Annotated in this window: 15 protein-coding genes; 11 read left to right on the top strand and 4 right to left on the bottom strand. The window is 53.9% G+C overall.

Annotated features, from left to right (window positions below; genetic code table 11):
* Positions 1–463, top strand: a 463-nt coding sequence (locus tag H8Q75_RS00955; protein WP_297039671.1) for an NAD(P)H-hydrate dehydratase, incomplete at its 5' end; no start/stop codon positions are given.
* Here the strand turns inward: H8Q75_RS00955 and gatB are convergent.
* The gene (gene gatB, locus H8Q75_RS00950; RefSeq protein ID WP_041429431.1) at positions 419–1,939 is read right to left on the bottom strand and encodes an Asp-tRNA(Asn)/Glu-tRNA(Gln) amidotransferase subunit GatB; all 1,521 of its coding nucleotides are present in this window, start codon (positions 1,937–1,939) and stop codon (positions 419–421) included. The two genes, H8Q75_RS00955 and gatB, sit on opposite strands and share 45 nt — an antisense overlap.
* Positions 1,940–2,074: 135 nt before the next feature.
* Complete coding sequence (locus H8Q75_RS00945) at positions 2,075–3,223, bottom strand: citrate synthase (protein ID WP_024124213.1); 1,149 nt, start codon at positions 3,221–3,223, stop codon at positions 2,075–2,077.
* A gap of 198 nt (positions 3,224–3,421) precedes the next feature.
* On the opposite strand from H8Q75_RS00945, the gene bchB reads away from it, so the two are divergent.
* The 10 genes from bchB (at position 3,422) to H8Q75_RS00895 (ending at position 16,518) form a co-directional block, all read left to right on the top strand.
* Entirely contained in the window at positions 3,422–4,948 is a 1,527-nt protein-coding gene (gene bchB, locus H8Q75_RS00940; RefSeq protein WP_024124214.1) for a ferredoxin:protochlorophyllide reductase (ATP-dependent) subunit B, read from the top strand.
* A gap of 83 nt (positions 4,949–5,031) precedes the next feature.
* Entirely contained in the window at positions 5,032–5,412 is a 381-nt protein-coding gene (locus H8Q75_RS00935) for a hypothetical protein (RefSeq protein WP_024124215.1), read from the top strand.
* Positions 5,413–5,477: 65 nt separating this feature from the next.
* Complete coding sequence (gene ahcY / locus H8Q75_RS00930) at positions 5,478–6,752, top strand: adenosylhomocysteinase (RefSeq protein ID WP_041429433.1); 1,275 nt, start codon at positions 5,478–5,480, stop codon at positions 6,750–6,752.
* Between the two features lie 372 nt (positions 6,753–7,124).
* A complete protein-coding gene (locus tag H8Q75_RS00925) occupies positions 7,125–8,684 on the top strand; it encodes a ferredoxin--nitrite reductase (protein WP_024124217.1) in 1,560 nt (519 codons plus the stop codon).
* Between the two features lie 73 nt (positions 8,685–8,757).
* Positions 8,758–10,077 (top strand): CmpA/NrtA family ABC transporter substrate-binding protein, encoded by a 1,320-nt coding sequence (locus H8Q75_RS00920; protein ID WP_024124218.1) that lies wholly within the window; start codon positions 8,758–8,760, stop codon positions 10,075–10,077.
* A gap of 25 nt (positions 10,078–10,102) precedes the next feature.
* Positions 10,103–10,948, top strand: a complete 846-nt coding sequence (ntrB, locus tag H8Q75_RS00915; RefSeq protein ID WP_024124219.1) for a nitrate ABC transporter permease — start codon at positions 10,103–10,105, stop codon at positions 10,946–10,948.
* A gap of 63 nt (positions 10,949–11,011) precedes the next feature.
* A complete protein-coding gene (locus tag H8Q75_RS00910) occupies positions 11,012–13,006 on the top strand; it encodes a nitrate ABC transporter ATP-binding protein (protein WP_024124220.1) in 1,995 nt (664 codons plus the stop codon).
* A gap of 28 nt (positions 13,007–13,034) precedes the next feature.
* Complete coding sequence (locus tag H8Q75_RS00905; RefSeq protein WP_297039659.1) at positions 13,035–13,850, top strand: nitrate ABC transporter ATP-binding protein; 816 nt, start codon at positions 13,035–13,037, stop codon at positions 13,848–13,850.
* Positions 13,851–13,857: 7 nt separating this feature from the next.
* The gene (locus H8Q75_RS00900; RefSeq protein WP_024124222.1) at positions 13,858–16,029 is read left to right on the top strand and encodes a nitrate reductase; all 2,172 of its coding nucleotides are present in this window, start codon (positions 13,858–13,860) and stop codon (positions 16,027–16,029) included.
* Positions 16,030–16,062: 33 nt separating this feature from the next.
* Positions 16,063–16,518 carry a nitrate reductase associated protein gene (locus H8Q75_RS00895; protein WP_297039654.1) on the top strand — a complete coding sequence of 152 codons (456 nt, stop codon included), beginning with the start codon at positions 16,063–16,065 and terminating at the stop codon, positions 16,516–16,518.
* Positions 16,519–16,635: 117 nt separating this feature from the next.
* Here H8Q75_RS00895 and H8Q75_RS00890 read toward each other — a convergent pair whose 3' ends face one another.
* A complete protein-coding gene (locus tag H8Q75_RS00890) occupies positions 16,636–17,688 on the bottom strand; it encodes an anthranilate phosphoribosyltransferase family protein (RefSeq protein ID WP_297039651.1) in 1,053 nt (350 codons plus the stop codon).
* Positions 17,669–18,580, bottom strand: a complete 912-nt coding sequence (locus tag H8Q75_RS00885) for a LysR family transcriptional regulator (protein WP_365970469.1) — start codon at positions 18,578–18,580, stop codon at positions 17,669–17,671. The genes H8Q75_RS00890 and H8Q75_RS00885 overlap by 20 nt, the downstream gene beginning before the upstream one ends.
* Positions 18,581–18,769 lie beyond the last annotated feature (189 nt).

The following is an 18,769-nucleotide window of genomic DNA, read 5'->3' as shown; positions in this document are numbered from 1 at the left end:
CCTCTCCCCATGGCCGCTGCCCAGGGGCACAATCTTGACCCCCCATTATGGTGAATTTCGACGGCTCTTTCCTGACCTTGTCAGCGCCGGGGGCGATCGCCTTGATCAAGTGATTGCAGCCGCTAGTCGTAGCAACGCCATTGTGCTTCTCAAGGGGGCACGGACGGCCATTGCCTCTTCGAGCGGTGACCTCTGGATCAACCCCCACAGTACTCCTGCCCTTGCCCGGGGCGGCAGTGGCGATGTGCTCACTGGACTCATTGGCGGCCTTTTGGCACAGCAGGAGGCGCTTAGAGCAACCTATGGGGGTGTTTGGTGGCATGCCCAAGCAGCCCTTGCAGCGGAACAACAGGCGACCTCCCTAGGGGTTTATCCCGAACAGTTGATTGCTCACCTGTTGCCGACACTGCGCCGCGCCCTAGCTGCCAGGGTTGAGCTTTTTAGCCAAGAGTTGATTTGCTAGCTTCGGATCGGCACGCCCGCCACTTTTTTTCATCAGTTGGCCAACAAAGAAGCCTTGAAGTTTGGTCTTGCCAGCGCGGTATTGCTCCAGTTCATTGGGATGTGCTGCCAGTACCTCATCAATCATTGCCTCTAGGGTGGCAACATCAGAAATTTGGCTGAGGCCTTTGCGCTCCACAAGGGCTTTTGGAGAACCCCCTTGGGAAAGTAATTCGGGCAAGATCTCCTTGGCAATTTTGCCACTAATGGTGCCCGCCTCAATGAGTTGGATCAACTCCGCCAATGCCGCCGGTTGCAGGGGTAGTGCCTCGATCGCCAGTTTTTGTTCCTTGAGATAGGCGGTAATATCCCCCATGATCCAGTTGGCCGCTAATTTTGGGGGTGCCCCTGCGACAACGGTCGCCTCAAAGTATTCAGCAACGGCTCGCTCATCGGTGAGAACGCGGGCATCCTGCGGCGGTAATCCCCACTCAGATTCATAGCGGTGGCGTTTTTGGGCAGGGAGTTCGGGCAGCTCAGCGCGCCATGCCGCCAGTTGCTCAGCACTGACCTCAATAGGTCCGAGATCGGGTTCAGGAAAGTAGCGATAGTCACTGGAGCCTTCCTTGACCCGCATGGTTCGCGTTTCTTGCGTGGCCTCATCCCAGAGCCGGGTTTCTTGAACGATGGGTTCCCCCGCTTTGAGGGCAGCCACTTGTCGCTCAATTTCATAGTCAATGGCACGTTGGATGGCACTAAAGGAGTTCATGTTTTTAATCTCCACCTTTGTGCCAAAGGTCTTGCTGCCCACTGGCCGCACGGAGATATTGACATCACAGCGCAGCGAGCCCTCCTGCATATTGCCATCACAAACCCCCAAGTAACGAAGAATGCGCCGCAGTTCTTGGGCATATTCTGCCGCCTCTTGACCGGTGCGCAGATCTGGCTCGGAGACAATCTCCACAAGGGGCACCCCTGCTCGATTCAAGTCCACTAGGGAGTAAGTGGAGCCAGACAGGCGATCGCTCCCCGCATGCACCAACTTGCCGGCATCTTCCTCCATGTGCAGGCGAGTAATGCCAATTTTTTTACGGCGGGCCGTCCCCTTGTCGTCCACCAGTTCAATCTCCAGATAGCCATGCTGGGCAATGGGCAGATCGTACTGCGAGATTTGATAGTTCTTCGGCAAGTCGGGATAAAAATACTGCTTGCGATCGAACTTGCTGTAGGGGGCAATCTGACAATTGAGGGCTAAACCTGCCTTTACGGCATACTCGAGAACCTTTTCATTCAACACAGGGAGCGTCCCCGGCAAACCCAAACACACTGGATCAATGTTGGTATTTGGGGGTGCTCCAAACTGGGTCGAGCTAGAGGAGAAAATTTTTGTTTGGGTACTTAGTTGGCAGTGAATCTCTAGGCCAATCACCGCCTCGTAGGTGAGACTAGCGGCATCTACAGGGGTGGGTTCAGGGGCAGCGGTTGCTGCCTGCTGCATCGGGGTTGATTGAGTGGCTTGCGACGCTTTTGATGCTTGCCGTTGATTTGATTTTGCCTTTGCCATCAGAAACTCCACAGGGGTACCGTCACTATAAAGCAGCTTAGTCAGGAATTGCAGATCAAGAGTTAAGAGTTAGGGGCGATGATTGCGTTCCTCCATGGGCACATAGGGCCGATTGTGGGCACCCGTATAGACTTGGGTGGGGCGATAGATACGGTTGGCCTCCAGTTGTTCCTTCCAGTGGGCTAGCCAACCGGCGACGCGGGCGATCGCAAACACCGGCGTAAACAAATCACTGGGAATTCCCAACCGCCGATAGACAAGACCAGAGTAAAAGTCTACATTGGGATAAATTCCCTTGTAGCTGAGGTATTCGCCCACCACTTCCTCCAGTTTCAGGGCAATGTCGTAGTAGCGATCGCCGCCGAACTTATCAAACAACTGCTCCGCCAACTTTTGCAAAATCGTGGCGCGGGGATCTTTGACCTTATACACACGGTGGCCAAACCCAGCAATTTTGATCTTATTTTGGATACACTTTTCCACATAGGGACGAACATTCTCGACACTGCCGATTTCTTCGAGCATATTGATCACATCTTCATTGGCGCCCCCGTGGAGTGGCCCTGCCAGCGTACCCACCGCTGAAGCAACCACGGCGTAAGGGTCTGTCAACGTCGAGGCCGTCACCCGCGCCGAGAAGGTAGAGGCATTCATCGTGTGCTCCGCGTGGAGAATCAAGCAAATATCAAATACCCGCGCTGCAAAGGGATCCGGCCGCCGCTCATTCAGCATATAGAGAAAATTGGCCGCATAGTCCAGTTCATCACAGGGCATGACTGGATCATTTCCCTTGCGGATCAGTTGAAAGGCCGCCACCATCGTTGGAATTTTTGCCAGAAGGCGAATCACCGCTGCCCGAATGTACTCTGGATCGTCGAGTGCCCGCCGTGAATAGAACAATCCCAAGGCTCCCGCCGAGGCCTGCAGCGCATCCATGGGGTGGCCACTTTCGGGAAAGCATTTCATCATGTCGCGAATGCGATATTTAACGCGGCGGTGGTAGGTAATATCGTGCTCAAAGGCCGCCAACTCCTCCTTGTTCGGCCAGTAGCCCCAAATCAAGAGAAAGGCGGTTTCCAAAAACGTGCTTTTCTCCGCTAGTTCCTGAATCGGGACACCGCGATACTCAAGAATGCCTGCTTGGCCATCCACATAGCTAATGGCCGATTGAGCAACGGGAATACCGTCAAGACCGGGGCTAAATTCGCAAGCAACCATGCGTGGGTGTCCTTAAAAGGGGCAAACTAAGTTGGAATTGCAGTATTTATCAATTTTACGGGAGAGAGGAAAGATGTTGGTATGTTAAGCGGCTTTCCCACTTCCTTCAAGTTTTGCAACGTGTTGGTGAGCTAGGGAAAGAGCCTCGCTACGATCGCGATCGGACATCAAAACACCTTTGCCCCAGGAGTTGACGCGATGAAACTTGCCTACTGGATGTATGCAGGGCCTGCCCACATTGGTACTCTGCGGATTGCCAGTTCCTTCAAAAATGTTCACAGCATTATGCACGCGCCCCTTGGGGATGACTACTTCAACGTCATGCGATCAATGCTCGAACGAGAGCGCGACTTTACACCTGTCACCGCCAGTATTGTGGACCGCCATGTCTTAGCACGCGGCTCCCAAGAAAAAGTCGTGGACAATATCACCCGCAAAGACACTGAAGAGCACCCTGATTTAATTGTGCTCACCCCCACTTGTACCTCCAGCATTCTGCAAGAAGACTTGCAAAACTTTGTCCAGCGCGCCAGCCTCAGCACGACTGCCGATGTTCTCTTAGCAGATGTCAATCACTATCGCGTCAACGAATTGCAGGCCGCCGATCGCACCCTTGAGCAAATCGTTCAGTTTTATATTGACAAAGCCCGCCGCCAAAGCACCTTAGTGACAAGCAAAACCCCCACCCCTAGCGTCAACATCATCGGCATCACCACCCTCGGCTTCCACAACCAGCACGATTGCCGCGAACTAAAGCAACTGATGGCCGAGCTTGGCATTCAGGTGAATTTGGTGATTCCTGCGGCGGCCAGCGTCCAGGATCTGGCGCGACTCCCCCAAGCGTGGTTTAACCTTGTCCCCTATCGGGAAATTGGTGGCCTCACCGCCCAATACCTAGAAAGGGAATTTGGCCAGCCGAGCGTCCGCATTACGCCAATGGGTGTGGTAGAAACCGCCCGTTGTATCCGTGCCATTCAAAGGGTGCTCAATGCTCAGGGGGCAAATGTGAACTATGAAGCCTTTATCCAGCAGCAAACACAGGAGGTGTCCCAAGCCGCTTGGTTCTCCCGCTCCATTGATTGCCAAAACCTCACTGGTAAAAAGGCGGTTGTTTTTGGGGACAATACCCATGCAGCAGCGATGACAAAAATTCTCAGTCGGGAAATGGGTATCCACGTTGTTTGGGCAGGCACCTACTGTAAATACGACGCCGATTGGTTCCGGGCAGAGGTGGCGGGCTTTTGTGACGAGGTACTGATTACCGATGACCACACAGTGGTTGGGGACGCGATCGCCCGCGTTGAACCTGCTGCTATCTTTGGCACGCAAATGGAACGCCATGTGGGCAAACGCCTCAACATTCCCTGTGGTGTCATTGCTGCCCCCATCCACATCCAAGACTTTCCCGTGGGCTATCGGCCCTTCTTGGGCTACGAGGGCACCAATCAACTGGTAGACTTAATCTACAACTCCTTCACTTTGGGCATGGAAGACCACCTGCTAGAGATTTTTGGTGGCCATGATACCAAGGAAGTGATCCACAAAGGACTCTCCGCCGACTCGGATTTGACATGGACAGCGGATGGGCTAGCGGAATTGAACAAGATTCCGGGCTTTGTGCGCGGCAAGGTAAAGCGCAACACTGAAAAATTTGCTCGCGAACGGGGGATTAGCGAGATTACTGTGGACGTCCTCTACGCCGCCAAAGAAGCCGTGGGGGCTTAAGTCCATCCTCAACCCTATATGAACCTGACCGTTGCAGCGTATAACAGTTGGCATCTAACCACCAATTGTTATCACCAATTGCTATGGTATTGCTCAAACGCATCATTGCCCTTGCTTTACTGGCAGCAGGGGTGGGCTTTGCGCCGAGTGCCCTTGCCCAGCGGGTACCGCGTTTACGCCAAGGCATGAGTTATGCCGATGTCCGTCAACGTCTCATTGAGCGTGGTTGGCAACCCGTGGTCAATCCAGCAATGGCGAATCCAACAATGACAACACCAACTGTGGCCTATCTGCTCAGTCAGGGCTATAGCGAACTGATGGCCTGCCAACGGGTGGGGGTGGATATCTGCACCTTTCAGTTTCGCAATCGCAAAGGGTATCTTTTGGAAATTGCCACCGTGAATTTGCCCATTGTTCCCGGTGGTACGGTTACCAGTTGGGCCTTGCGGAAGAATTCCCCCTAGGCAATTCTTGCGTATAATGGGGAGCCGTAGCCTTTTTCAGGAACCGCAGTATGGTGTCTTCTCCCATAAAATCTGAAGCCCCTGTTCGTCACGATGTCAAAGACTTGAGCCTTGCCCCTTTAGGGCAGCAACGGATTGAATGGGCCAGTCGGGAAATGCCAGTACTGCGCCAAATTCGCGATCGCTTTGAGAAAGAAAAGCCCTTTGCAGGTATTCGCTTGGCCGCCTGCTGCCATGTGACCACAGAAACCGCTAATCTGGCGATCGCCCTCAAGGCCGGAGGAGCCGATGCAGTGCTCATTGCCAGTAATCCCCTCTCCACCCAAGACGATGTGGCCGCTAGCTTGGTAGTGAACTACGGCATCCCGGTCTTTGCCCAGAAAGGGGAAGACACCGCCACCTACAGGCGCCACGTCAACATTGCCCTTGATCACCGCCCCAACATCATCATTGATGACGGCTGTGATGTGGTTGCCACCCTCGTCAAGGAGCGCCAGCACCAGCTCAGCGAGATTATTGGCACCACCGAAGAAACCACCACCGGGATTGTCCGCCTCAAGGCCATGTTCCGCGATGGCGTCCTGACTTTCCCTGCCATTAACGTCAACGATGCTGACACCAAACACTTCTTTGATAACCGCTACGGCACGGGTCAATCCACCCTAGATGGCATTATTCGGGCAACAAACATTCTCCTTGCCGGCAAAACCGTTGTCGTAGCTGGCTATGGCTGGTGCGGTAAAGGGACAGCTCTGCGGGCACGGGGCATGGGTGCCAATGTGATTGTCACCGAAATCGATCCCGTGCGCGCCATTGAAGCGGTTATGGATGGCTTCCGCGTCATGCCCATGCTCGAAGCTGCACCCCTGGGGGATATTTTCATCACCGTGACGGGGAATAAACATGTCATTCGGGCAGAGCACTTTGCCGTCATGAAAGATGGAGCAATGGTTGCTAATTCCGGTCACTTTGACATCGAAATTGACCTCGCCACCCTGAAAACGCTTGCCAAGGAAGTCCGTGTCGTCCGCAACTTCACCGAGGAATACATTCTCCCTAGTGGCAAATCCATCATTGTTTTGGGTGAAGGCCGCCTGATTAACCTTGCGGCTGCCGAAGGCCACCCCGCCAGTGTCATGGATATGAGCTTTGCCAACCAAGCCCTTGGCTGTGAATATCTCGTTAAAAACAAAGGTCACCTGGCTGCCGGCATCCACCCCATTCCCGCAGTAGTGGATCAGGAAATTGCCCGTTTAAAACTCCAAGCCATGGGCATTGCCATTGACACCCTCACCCCTGAACAGGTGGAGTACATGAACTCTTGGACCTCTGGCACTTAGACACACCGGCCGATCCGTAATAATCCGTAATAAAGCATTTTCTGCTGCATCCTCGCTGAATCTATAAGGATGCAGCTTTTTATTTTTTTCTTGAATGATTGTCAATTTATGATCAGCAATAGCCTGTTTCTAAAAACGGGCTACCTCAACCAATTCAACCAATCTAGTCTTGTCATACATTGATTTTGACTGTTTTAGTTTTTGAGCAGATTTAGCCCCCGCCCTGAATTTAGCGCTAGATACACCCTGAGTATCTTGATGATACGAAAAATGCATATTGAAAAAACAAGTGTAGCAATATTTACAAATATTCACGATTGATGTGGCTAAAGTTAGCTTTCAAAGAACCTATTAAAGACAAGGGCAACAATCGTGAGCAACAAAATCGAAGCCATTAAAAAAGAAAAAGATGGCTTGGCGGTTAAACAGGAGTTAGAAAAGTTTGCAGCCATCGGTTGGGAAAACATTCCTGAAGCCGATCGCGATGTCCGTCTCAAGTGGTTAGGGATTTTCTTTCGTCCCGTCACCCCTGGCAAGTTCATGATGCGGCTGCGGGTGCCCAACGGTATTCTCACCAGTCAGCAACTGCGAACCCTCGGCGAAATTGTGGATCGCTACGGCGAGAACGGCAGCGGTGACATTACCACCCGCCAAAATATTCAGATTCGCGGCCTACCCATTGAGGACATCCCGCAAGTCCTCGAGCAACTCCGCGCCTGTGGCCTCACCTCAGTTCAGTCGGGGATGGACAATGTGCGCAATCTAACTGGCTCCCCTGTGGCGGGCATTGATGCGGCCGAACTCATTGACACCCGCCCCCTACTGATGAAGTTGCAGGCCATGATTACCAACAATGGTCAGGGAAACCCTGAATTTAGCAACTTGCCGCGCAAATTTAACATTGCCATTGAGGGCGGTCGGGATAACTCCGTCCACGCCGAGATTAACGACATTGCCTTTGTACCTGCCTATCGGCAAGGGCGTTTGGGCTTCAACGTCTTGGTGGGGGGTCTCCTCTCTGCCCGCCGGTGCACGGCTGCTGTACCCCTGGATGCATGGGTGCCTCCCGATGAGGCTGTGGTGTACCTCTGCCGTGCCATCCTGGAAATTTTTCGTGACCATGGCCTGCGGGGAAATCGCCAAAAGGCGCGGCTCAGATGGCTCATTGACGAGTGGGGCATGGAAAAATTCCGGGCCGCCGTTGCCGCCAAGCTTCCCTTTGCACTTCTAAGTGCCGCCCCCAAGGATGAAATCGCCTGGGACAAGCAGGATCATTTGGGGGTCCATCGCCAAAAGCAGCGGCGCTTAAACTATGTGGGATTGCACGTTCCCGTGGGGCGGCTCTATGCCCCTGACTTCTGCGAACTAGCCCGGATTGCCCAAGTGTATGGTCAGTCAGAAGTGCGCCTCACGGTGGAGCAAAACGTGATCATTCCCCATGTGACTGATGCCGTTTTGCCGAGCTTGCTGCGGGAACCCCTCCTTGGCAAGTTTCGGCCGGAACCCCCCTCCCTAGAGCGAGCCCTTGTTTCCTGTACTGGCGCACAATTCTGCAACTTCGCCCTCATTGAAACCAAAAATCGTGCCCTTGCCCTTGCCCGCTGGTTAGATCAACAACTGGTACTTGCCCAACCAGTGCGTATTCATTGGACCGGCTGTCCCAACTCCTGTGGTCAACCCCAAGTGGCCGACATTGGCCTCATGGGCACGAAAACCCGCCGCAATGGCGAAACTGTGGATGCCGTGGATTTGTACATGGGCGGCAAGGTTGGTAAGGATGCCAAGCTGGGCACCTGTATCAAAAAAGGGATTCCTTGTGATGAACTGCCTGAAGTACTGCGGCAACTGCTAATTGAGCAATTTGGGGCAAAACCAAGGGGGTTGGAAGTGCCTCCCGTACCCACCCTGGCGGTGGCCATGATGGTTTCCTAACACTGTCTGCATTCTCCGCTATTGACTGCATTGACTCTATTGATTCCCTAAGAACTGAAGGAGTTGTAAATCGATGGCAAATTTTTCGCGGCGTCGCTTTCTGATAACCACTGCCGCCACAGCAGCTGCAACATTAATTTCCCACGCCTGTAGCAACAGCCAGCAAAGTGGTGACGTTGCCCAACCCACCACCGTAGCAGAAACCCCAGAGGTGACGGGTGCAAAACTTGGCTTTATTGCCCTCACGGACGCGGCTCCTCTAATTATTGCCAAGGAAAAGGGCTTTTTTGCCAAGTACGGGATGCCCGATGTGGAGGTAATTAAGCAGGCCTCCTGGGGCGTGACCCGCGACAACTTGGTCTTGGGTTCTGGCGGGGGTGGCATTGACGGTGCCCATATCCTCACACCGATGCCCTACCTGATGACGGCTGGAACCATTACCGGTGGCAAAAAAGTACCCATGTACATTCTGGCACGGTTAAACACCAATGGTCAGGGGATTCTCTTGGCCAATACTTACAAAGGGCTCGATGTTAGCACCGATAGCAGTCCCCTCAAAGAAGCCTTTGCTAAAGCCCGAGCTGAACGCCGCACCCGCAACCAAGAGGAGAACATCAAAGTTGCGGTAACCTTTCCGGGGGGCACTCACGACCTGTGGATGCGCTACTGGTTGGCTGCCGGTGGCATTGATCCTGAAAAAGACGTGTCTGTAATTGTGGTCCCCCCACCGCAAATGGTAGCCAATCTCAAAACAGGGACGATGGAGGCCTTTTGTGTCGGTGAGCCGTGGCCCTTGCAAACCGTCAATCAGAAGGTGGGTTGGGGGGCCGTTACCACCGGGGAGTTGTGGAAAGACCACCCTGAAAAATCCTTGGCATTGCGCGCGGATTGGGTCGATAAACATCCAAAGGCTACCAAAGCCCTGCTCATGGCGGTTATGGAAGCCCAGCGGTGGTGTGATCAGGATGCAAACAAACCGGAAATGGCACAAATTCTCTCGAAGCGGGAGTGGTTTAAGGTGCCCGTGGAAGACATTTTGGATCGCTCCCTCGGCAAGTTTGATTTTGGCAATGGTCGCACCCTAGAGGATAAGAACCTGATGCAAAAATACTGGCGGGACAATGCTTCCTATCCCTACCAAAGTCATGAGTTGTGGTTCTTGACGGAGGATATACGCTGGGGCTATTTACCGGCGCAGACGGATACCAAAGCCCTAATTCAGCAGGTGAACCGGGAGGACCTATGGCGGGAGGCCGCTAAGGCCATCGGGGTACCGGCAGCGGAAATTCCGACCACCACTTCCCGCGGAGTAGAAACCTTTTTTGATGGGGTCGCCTTTGACCCCCAAAATCCCCAAGCCTATTTGAGTAGTTTGAGTCTGAAGAAAGTTTAGATCTACAGCAGCAGGGTAGACGACAATGGCAATTCGTTCTCTAGGTTTAGGTCAATCTGGGCAACGGCGCTGGGTTAAAAAACTGCAACGATCGCCAGTATTGCGCAAGGTAGTGCTGGGCAGTTTGGGGGTGCTGTGTTTTCTAGTCATTTGGCAGTTTGTCTGTATGACGGGGCTACTGCGCTTACCCAGCCCCCTCAACGTCATTGCCGAAACTTGGGAGCTCATTGTTGATCCCTTCTACAAAGGTAGCGGCACGGATGTAGGGTTGGGGTGGCAAATTCTCTCGAGTCTGCGGCGAGTGGCGATTGGCTTTTCCTTGGCGGCAATCACGGGTGTGGGTCTGGGAATGTTGATTGGCTCTAGCCGGGTGCTCTACGATGCTGTGGATCCCATTTTGCAGGTGTTGCGTCCGGTGCCGCCCCTGGCGTGGTTGCCCATCTCCTTGGCGGCTTTACGGGACAATGAACCGGCAGCAATTTTTGTGATTTTCATTACCGCCATTTGGCCAATTATTATCAACACAATTGTCGGTGTGCAGCAAGTTCCCAAGGATTACAAAAATGTAGCGCGGGTCTTGCGGCTGTCTCGCAAGGAATATTTCCTAAATATTCTGGTGCCCGCAACGGTACCCTATGTGTTTACGGGGCTGCGGATTGGCATCGGGCTATCCTGGTTGGCCATTGTGGCAGCGGAGATGCTCATTGGCGGTGTCGGTATTGGCTTCTTTATTTGGGATGCCTGGAACAGTTCTCTGGTTAGTGAAATTATCGTTGCTGTGATTTATGTCGGCATTGTCGGCTTGGTGCTGGATCGCTCAGTGGCCTTTGTGGGCCGCCTGCTTAGCCACGGTGAAGAGCCGCATTCCTAGCCTCCTCATCTAACTCATCCTCTCCCCTTTTCTCCTACTGTCAAGCATTAGGTTTTTAACCCTATGGCCAAGTCTTTACCGTTTCTTGAAATTGACCATGTGGATCAGGTCTTTGAACTGCCCGGGGGCGATCGCTACATTGCCCTTAAAAATATCCAACTGGAGGTCCAAAAAGGGGAATTTATCTCCTTGGTGGGGCACTCTGGTTGTGGCAAATCGACACTTCTAAACATTATTGCTGGGTTTCAGCGGGCCACCAGTGGTGGTGTGGTGATGGCCGGGCGGCAGGTGACGGAACCCGGTCCAGATCGCATGGTGGTGTTTCAAAACTATTCCCTGCTGCCTTGGAAAACCGTGTACCAAAATGTGGCCCTGGCAGTGGCGGCGGTGCTGGGGCATTTGAGCAAGGCAGAGCAACGACAGCGGGTAGAGGCGGCCCTAGAACAGGTGCACCTTAGTAAAGCTCGCGAGAAATTCCCCGCCCAACTGTCGGGGGGGATGAAGCAACGGGTGGCGATCGCCCGCGCCTTGGCGATTCAACCGGAGGTACTGCTGCTAGACGAGCCCTTTGGTGCCCTCGATGCTTTGACTCGAGGCTCCTTGCAGGATGAGTTAATGCAGGTGTGCCAAAGCAGCGAAACCACTTGCATTATGGTGACCCATGATGTGGATGAGGCATTGCTCCTCTCAGATCGGGTGGTGCTGCTCACCAATGGCCCTGAAGCCCACATCGGCCAAATTCTGAAAATTCCTTTTGCCCGCCCCCGCAATCGCCATGATGTTTTGAATCATCCCAGCTATTATGGCCTGCGCAATGAGATGATTGCCTTTCTCAATCAGCAGAAACGCCGCCGTTCTTCCTTGGCGGTACCGGCCATTGGGCCAACTACCCCTGGAGAACTGACCCTTGGCTTTATTCCCCTCATGGACAGCGCCCCCCTCATTGTTGCCAAGGAAATGGGCTTTTTTGCCAAGTACAACCTTGACCATGTGACGCTGCACCGTGAAGAAAGCTGGCAAGACTTGGTGATGGGGGTGATCACGGGTCGCTTGACGGGGGGGCAAATGTTGGCGGCAATGCCCTTAGCCATGACCTTGGGGCTAAACGGTCAGCCTTCACAACCGCTGATGACCTCTTTAGTCCTGAGTCGCAATGGCAATGCCATCACCTTTAGTCGCAAGCTCTGGGCACAGGGAGTAAAAACCGCTGAGGACTTGCGAGCCTACATTCAGCGCACCGGCGATCGCCCCTGTTTCGGGGTTGTCCATGCCGCCTCAATGCACAACCTCCTGCTGCGGTACTGGCTTGCCGCCGCAGGCATTGACCCTGACCAAGACGTGGAATTGCTGGTACTGCCCCCGCCGCAAATGGTTTATCACCTCAAGGCCGGTCACATCAGTGGCTTTTGTGTTGGTCAGCCCTGGAACTCCCATGCAGTGCGCGAGGGGATTGGGGTGATTGTTGCTACGGATTTGGATATTTGGCCGGGGCACCCGGAAAAAGTTTTGGGTCTGCGTCCCGACTGGGTGCAGGCCAACCCACAGCAACACCAAGCACTGATCAAAGCATTGATAGAGGCCTGTGAATATTGCGATACAATCAAGCGTCGCCCTGAAATTGCCCAACTGCTTTGTCGGCCAGAGTATGTGGGCTGTACAGCGGCGGATGCCTATGCGGGTTTTGTTCAGCCCCTGGAGCGGGGGGAGGGCATAGCTACTGCCTTTCAACCCCGGTTTCACCAGTTCTATGTAGATCGCTCCCCCTTTCCTGGGCGCTTGGAAGCCCTGTGGATCATCACCCAGTTAGCTCGCTGGCAACTCACTCCCTTCCCGAAGAACTGGCTGGAAATCGTCGAACAGGTCTGGCGGGTGGATCTCTTTGGGGCGGCAGCGCGAGCGCTAAGGATGCTAGATAATGAACCGGATTGTTGCCCCTTTGCCCTCTTTGATGGTCTGTTTTTTGATCCCAATGACCCTCTCAGCTACATTGAAGCGACGACCCTCCGCCGTGCCCTCAATATTCAGACGATTGACCTCCAAGCGGTTGTTGCCGTTTAAGTTTTGTTGTCCTTGACGCCGAGAACCTATGGAAACTCTCTATCGCCTTGATCCAAAGCTGACTGCTACCCAACACCTGCGCATTGAAGGGGTGAGCAAGTCTTACCCTAGTGCCAATGGTACCCATGTGGTGCTGGAGGATATTCACCTTGAGGTGCGCAGTGGTGAGTTTGTCTGTTTTATTGGCCATTCTGGCTGTGGCAAAACCACCCTCTTGAACATAGTTGCTGGTTTTACAACCCCCACCCAGGGAGAAGTGAGCCTCAATGGGGTGCCTGTGCGCCGTCCGGGGCCGGATCGCATGATGGTGTTTCAAAATTATGCGCTGCTGCCTTGGTTGACAGCCTACGAAAACGTTGAACTGGCGGTGAAGTCGGTCTATCCCCAGAAGACGCGCCAACACCGTCGCCAAATTGTCGAGGAATATTTGGAACTGGTGGGTCTGACGCCGGCGGCCCACAAACGCCCCGCTCAACTGTCGGGGGGGATGAAGCAACGGGTGGCGATTGCCCGTGCCTTGGCGATTCAACCGGAGGTACTGCTGCTAGACGAGCCCTTTGGTGCCCTCGATGCCATCACGAAGGAAGAGTTGCAGGATGAACTCCTAAAAATTTGGCGCAGCCACCGGCTGACGGTACTTATGATTACCCACGACATTGATGAGGCACTCTACCTTGCGGATCGGGTGGTGATGATGACCAATGGCCCTGCTGCCCACATCGGTGAGATTGTCGAGGTTCCCTTTCCACGCCCCCGCCGGCGATCGCGGCTTCTTGAAAACCCGCAGTACTACGATCTGCGTAACCAGGTGCTTGACTTTCTGTATACTCGCTTTGGGCAATAAGTAAAGTATGCTTACCCCAGTGTCCTCGCTATGTCCTTACTGTGGTGTAGGCTGTGGCCTAGAGGCTGTGCCCCAAGGCAAGGGAGCCTACAAAATTCGTGGCGATCGCCAGCATCCCTCGTCCCAGGGCATGGTCTGTGTGAAGGGGGCAACTATTATGGAAGCCCTTGATCGCGATCGCTTGGCCTATCCCCTCTGGCGGGAGCGACTCGATCACCCCTTTACGGTGATTTCTTGGGATGAAGCCCTGACTCGCCTTGTGAAACGCCTCCAGGGGGTGCGCTGTGAACAAGGAGCCGATGCGATTTGTATGTACGGTTCGGGGCAATTTCAAACCGAGGACTACTACGTGGCACAAAAACTCCTGAAGGGGTGCCTCGGCACCAACAACTTCGATGCTAACTCCCGACTGTGTATGTCCTCGGCGGTCTCAGCCTACACAGCCAGCTTCGGCGCAGATGGTCCCCCCTGCTGCTACGACGATTTGGAGGCCACCGACTGTGCCTTTCTCATTGGCACCAATACCGCTGAGTGCCACCCCATCGTCTTTAACCGCCTGCGCAATCACCACAAGCGAGATGCGGGCGTCAAGCTGATTGTGGTCGACCCACGGCGGACCCCCACAGCGGAAGTCGCGGATCTCCACCTGGCCATCCGCCCAGGCACAGATATTGATTTGCTCCACGGCATTGGTCATCTGCTGCTGGAATGGGGACACGTAGATGCCCAGTTCATTGAAGAGTGTACCGAAGGTTTTGCCGACTATGTGAAGCTCCTGGCGGCCTACCCGCCGCACTGGGTGGCAGAACGCTGTGGCATTGCTCAAGGCGATCTAGAGCAGGCGGCTCGCTATTGGGGTCACGCCCAAGCGGTGCTTTCCCTTTGGTCAATGGGCATTAACCAATCCGCTGAAGGAACAGCTAAAGCTCGCTGTCTGATTAACCTGCACCTGCTGACGGGGCAAATGGGTCGCCCGGGGAGCGGACCCTTTTCACTGACAGGGCAACCCAACGCCATGGGGGGACGCGAAGCCGGCGGTTTGAGCCATTTGTTGCCCGGCTATCGCCAAGTCACCAATCCCCAGCATCGCCAAGAGGTGGAGGATTTTTGGGGACTACCGCGGGGGCAACTTAGCGATCGCCCTGGTCGCACCGCATGGCAAATTGTGGAAGGCTTAGAACGAGGAGAGGTTGGCTTATTGTGGATTGCTGCCACGAATCCTGCGGTCAGTTTTCCCCATTTAGAGCGCGCCAAGGCAGCCTTTCTCAAATCTCCCTTTACTGTCTATCAGGATGCCTACTTTCCCACTGAAACGGCGGCCTATGCGCATCTGATTTTGCCTGCAGCTCAATGGAGCGAGAAAACGGGTGTCATGACCAACTCCGAACGTCGCGTTACCCTTTCCCCCGCCTTTCGCTCGCCCCCCGCTCTTGCTCGACCCGACTGGGAAATTTTTGCTGAGGTGGGTCGCCGCTTGGGGTACGAACGTCTCTTTCCCTTTGCCACTGCCGCTGACGTCTATGCTGAATTTGTCCAACTTACTGCCGGTCGTCCCTGCGATCAATCGGGTCTGAGCCACGAGCGCCTCGCCCGTTTAGGGCCCTTGCAGTGGCCCTGTCCTGTGGGGATGAGCGATGAAGAAGCTCGCAAACCCAAGCGCCTCTATACAGACCGGCGATTTCACACCGCCAATCAACGGGCAGTCTTTTGCCTTGCCCACAGTCAAGGCGTAGCTGAACCCACCGACAAAGTCTATAGATTTACCCTGACCACTGGTCGTCTTTATGGCCACTGGCACACTCAAACCCGCACCGGTCGCATCCCCAAAATTCAAAAAATGCACCCCAATCCCTTTGTGGAAATGCACCCCGAAGATGCCGCCACCTTAGACCTCAAGGAGGGGGATTGGGTAGAAGTGCGATCGCGCCGCGGTCAAGTATGCCTACCCGTAACCATAACCGAAGCCATTCGTCCGGGGACGCTTTTTGTGCCCATGCACTGGGGCTTTCTCTTTGCCAAGAGTGGTGAGGTCAACCAACTTACTCACCCAATTGCCTGTCCAGTCTCACAGCAGCCAGAACTCAAAGCCTGTGCCGTGCAGGTGTTGCCCGTAAAATTGCAGCAGAGCCCCCATATCTCCCTGGTGCAGGAAAATGGAATTGCCCTTGAGCAGTCGTAGAATCTAATTCTTTGTGGAGAGCTGTGGTTATCGATGTCTTACTTCTTTGATTTTGAAGCTGAATTTGCATCTTCATTGCGCTGTATACCCATGATTGTCCGCTACAAACTGGATATGTGTGGGGTTAAGCTCAAGTTGCTCCACTGGTTGCAACTCTCCCACAAGCAGCGACAATGGCTAGTGGTGACCCCCTGCGATACCCCTGAAGATCAGGCAAACTATCGCCAGCAACTGCGAGATTGGGTGACCAAAAATCATGGCAGTCCCCCCAGTGACTTAGAAATGTCTCAGCCCTACCCTTGGAATATCACCACTAAACTGCCAGAGGTAATTCAACAACAACTGACGAAGGTACCCCACCATGGCCTGACGGTAGAAAAATGGGCGGCCTTGACGCCTCTGCAACGCTTTGCTCTCCTTAAACTCAGCCAGCCGGGTCATGAAAATCGCAATTTTTGGCCAGCGTTACAGGAATTTGGTCTGGTCTGAGGTCTTGGCAAAGTTGCAGTCAGACTGTTTCAGGAAACTATCGGAGCACAGGAGTAAGTCAGGACCCAAGGATGACGCTGATGAGTTGGAGTTCAAGCATCGTCAATTGGCGGATCCCTAGAATTTTTCCAAGGTAGTTTGCAACCGATGCAACTGTTGAGCTACAGCACCACTGCAGAGCAATTCACTGCTTAGCGCTATTCCCTCATCCAGACTATTGGCTTTGCCCCCCTGCCACAGGTAAAAGCCACTATTCCAGAGGACAGAGGTGGTCAGGGGCTGCTCCTCTGGCTCTAAAACAGCAGCCATCATCTGGGCAGCGGTTGTTGTGTTCTTTGGCCATGGGACATTCCTGCCGGCCATCCTGTAGTCTTGGGGATGCAGATGCAAGCGCTGCCAAGGGTTATCGCCCTTACGAGCAAGGCCAATAATTGCGGTCCGTTCACGGGGCAAATCACAACTGCCTTCAAGGCCTTTGACGGTGGTAAATTCCTGAATGCCGTGGAGGTGGAGGGCATCGCGCATGATTGTTTCAGTTGGTGGATGGACAAACCCTGCCACGAGGTGGCTTTGACCTTGGTAGGGATTCCAGATTAATTCCAGTGTGGCAATCGGGGGGCGTTTACCAATTTGCTCACGGTAGGGGACTAGTCCTTGGGCAGCAGGAAAGTGTCGCGGCAGGTAGACAAAGCCTAAGTTGGTTTGCGCTAGGCAATGGGCAACTTGCCCTAGGGTAAGTGTCGACCAGTCCACCCCTAGGCATTGCGATAGCGTCAGCAGGGGAGTTCCCTCCTTCGTGGGCATGCGATCGCCCCCATGTTGGAGTACTGGTATTCCAGCGGCGGCCAGAACCAGTGCTGTCAAGGGGCTGAGCGGAAAGGTGCGATCGCGACCATCATAGGGCTGACTCAGGATCATGACAGGGCTACTGGTCTCAACGGCAGGAATCTTGGGACCCAGCTTGTTGTATGTGTCGAGCATTCCCGCCATCTCTTCTGGGGTGGGTCGCTTAATCCGATGGGCAATGAGAAACGCCCCAATTTGGGCAGGGGTTGCCACTTGCTCCAGCATCAGTTGCAAAGCTAAGGCTGCCTCAGTGCGGGTTAGGTCTTTATGGGTATGGGCGCCACTGCCAACTTTTTTTAGCAAATCACGAAAGACAAGACTCATGGGCAGCCTGCTCGCGGATCAATTTGAGCAATTGGGCAACAGGGGGTAAGGTCAGGCGATCGCGGGTGGTAATGGCCAACACTTGCCGCGGCGGTGGGGGTGCCGCCAAATCACGAATCACTAGGGTGGGATCCTCGAGAGCTTCCTGGAGAGCTGAGCGCGGTAGCAAAGCCACCATTTCACTTTCGCGAATCACTGCAATAAAAGCCTCAGGAGTGTTGAGTTCTAGGGCAGGTTGCCAAGACAAGCCTCGACGGCTAAATTCTTCGTTCACTAAGCGGCGCATGCCATAGCCGTCTTTGAACACTACATGGGGAAAAGTGGCCAATAGTTGCCATGGCAAGGTTTCGTTAACCGCGAGGGGGTGTTCAGCAGCCATTAGCACTTGCACTGGCTCACTGTAGAGGAGTTCAACTACCCACTCAGACTGTTTTAAAAGGTGGCGATCGCCCATGACAATGGCTAAATCCACTAGTCCGTCTTGGAGAACCTTGAGGGCGCGATCGCTCCCCAGGGCTGTTACTCGCAACTGCATTTTGGGAAACGCTTGGCAAAACGCTGGTAACAGTCCGGGCAAAAAGTAGCGGCAAATGGAGTCAATAGCAGCAATGCAGAGTTCCTGCTGCTGGCCATTTTGCATGGCTTTGAGTTCAGCATTGGCTGCCCGCCACTCTTGGCAAATGCGCTGAGCGCGGTGCAAAAAGAGATCTCCTGCCACTGTCAATTTGACTGGGTTCGAGCGGTGCAAGAGTTGCATCCCAAAACATTGTTCTAAGGCCTGAATTTGCCGACTAATTGTTGGCTGTGTCACTCCACACCGTCGCGCTGCCGCCTGAAAGCTTCCTGTTTCAGCAATAGCCAAAAAGGATTGCAACTGATCCAGTCGCAACATTCCCTCTGTGCCTCAATGGTTTAACCGCTCCCAATGCTATGCGATTCCTACATAGCAAAGGGTATTCAGTGATACAGCTTTGGAAAATTCTCGATTCTGTGTGGCACATCAACCTTCGGACGGGATAAGGATAACCTGAGATTTCCTCATTGTTTATGTTTATTTATGTTTATTTGCTGCTGCCATGGG

Origin of the sequence: Thermosynechococcus sp. OHK43 (assembly GCF_014466085.1) — a bacterium.
Lineage (GTDB): Bacteria > Cyanobacteriota > Cyanobacteriia > Thermosynechococcales > Thermosynechococcaceae > Thermosynechococcus.
The sequence above is the reverse complement of the archived record's forward strand: the minus strand, read 5'-3'. Positions and strand labels throughout refer to the sequence as shown.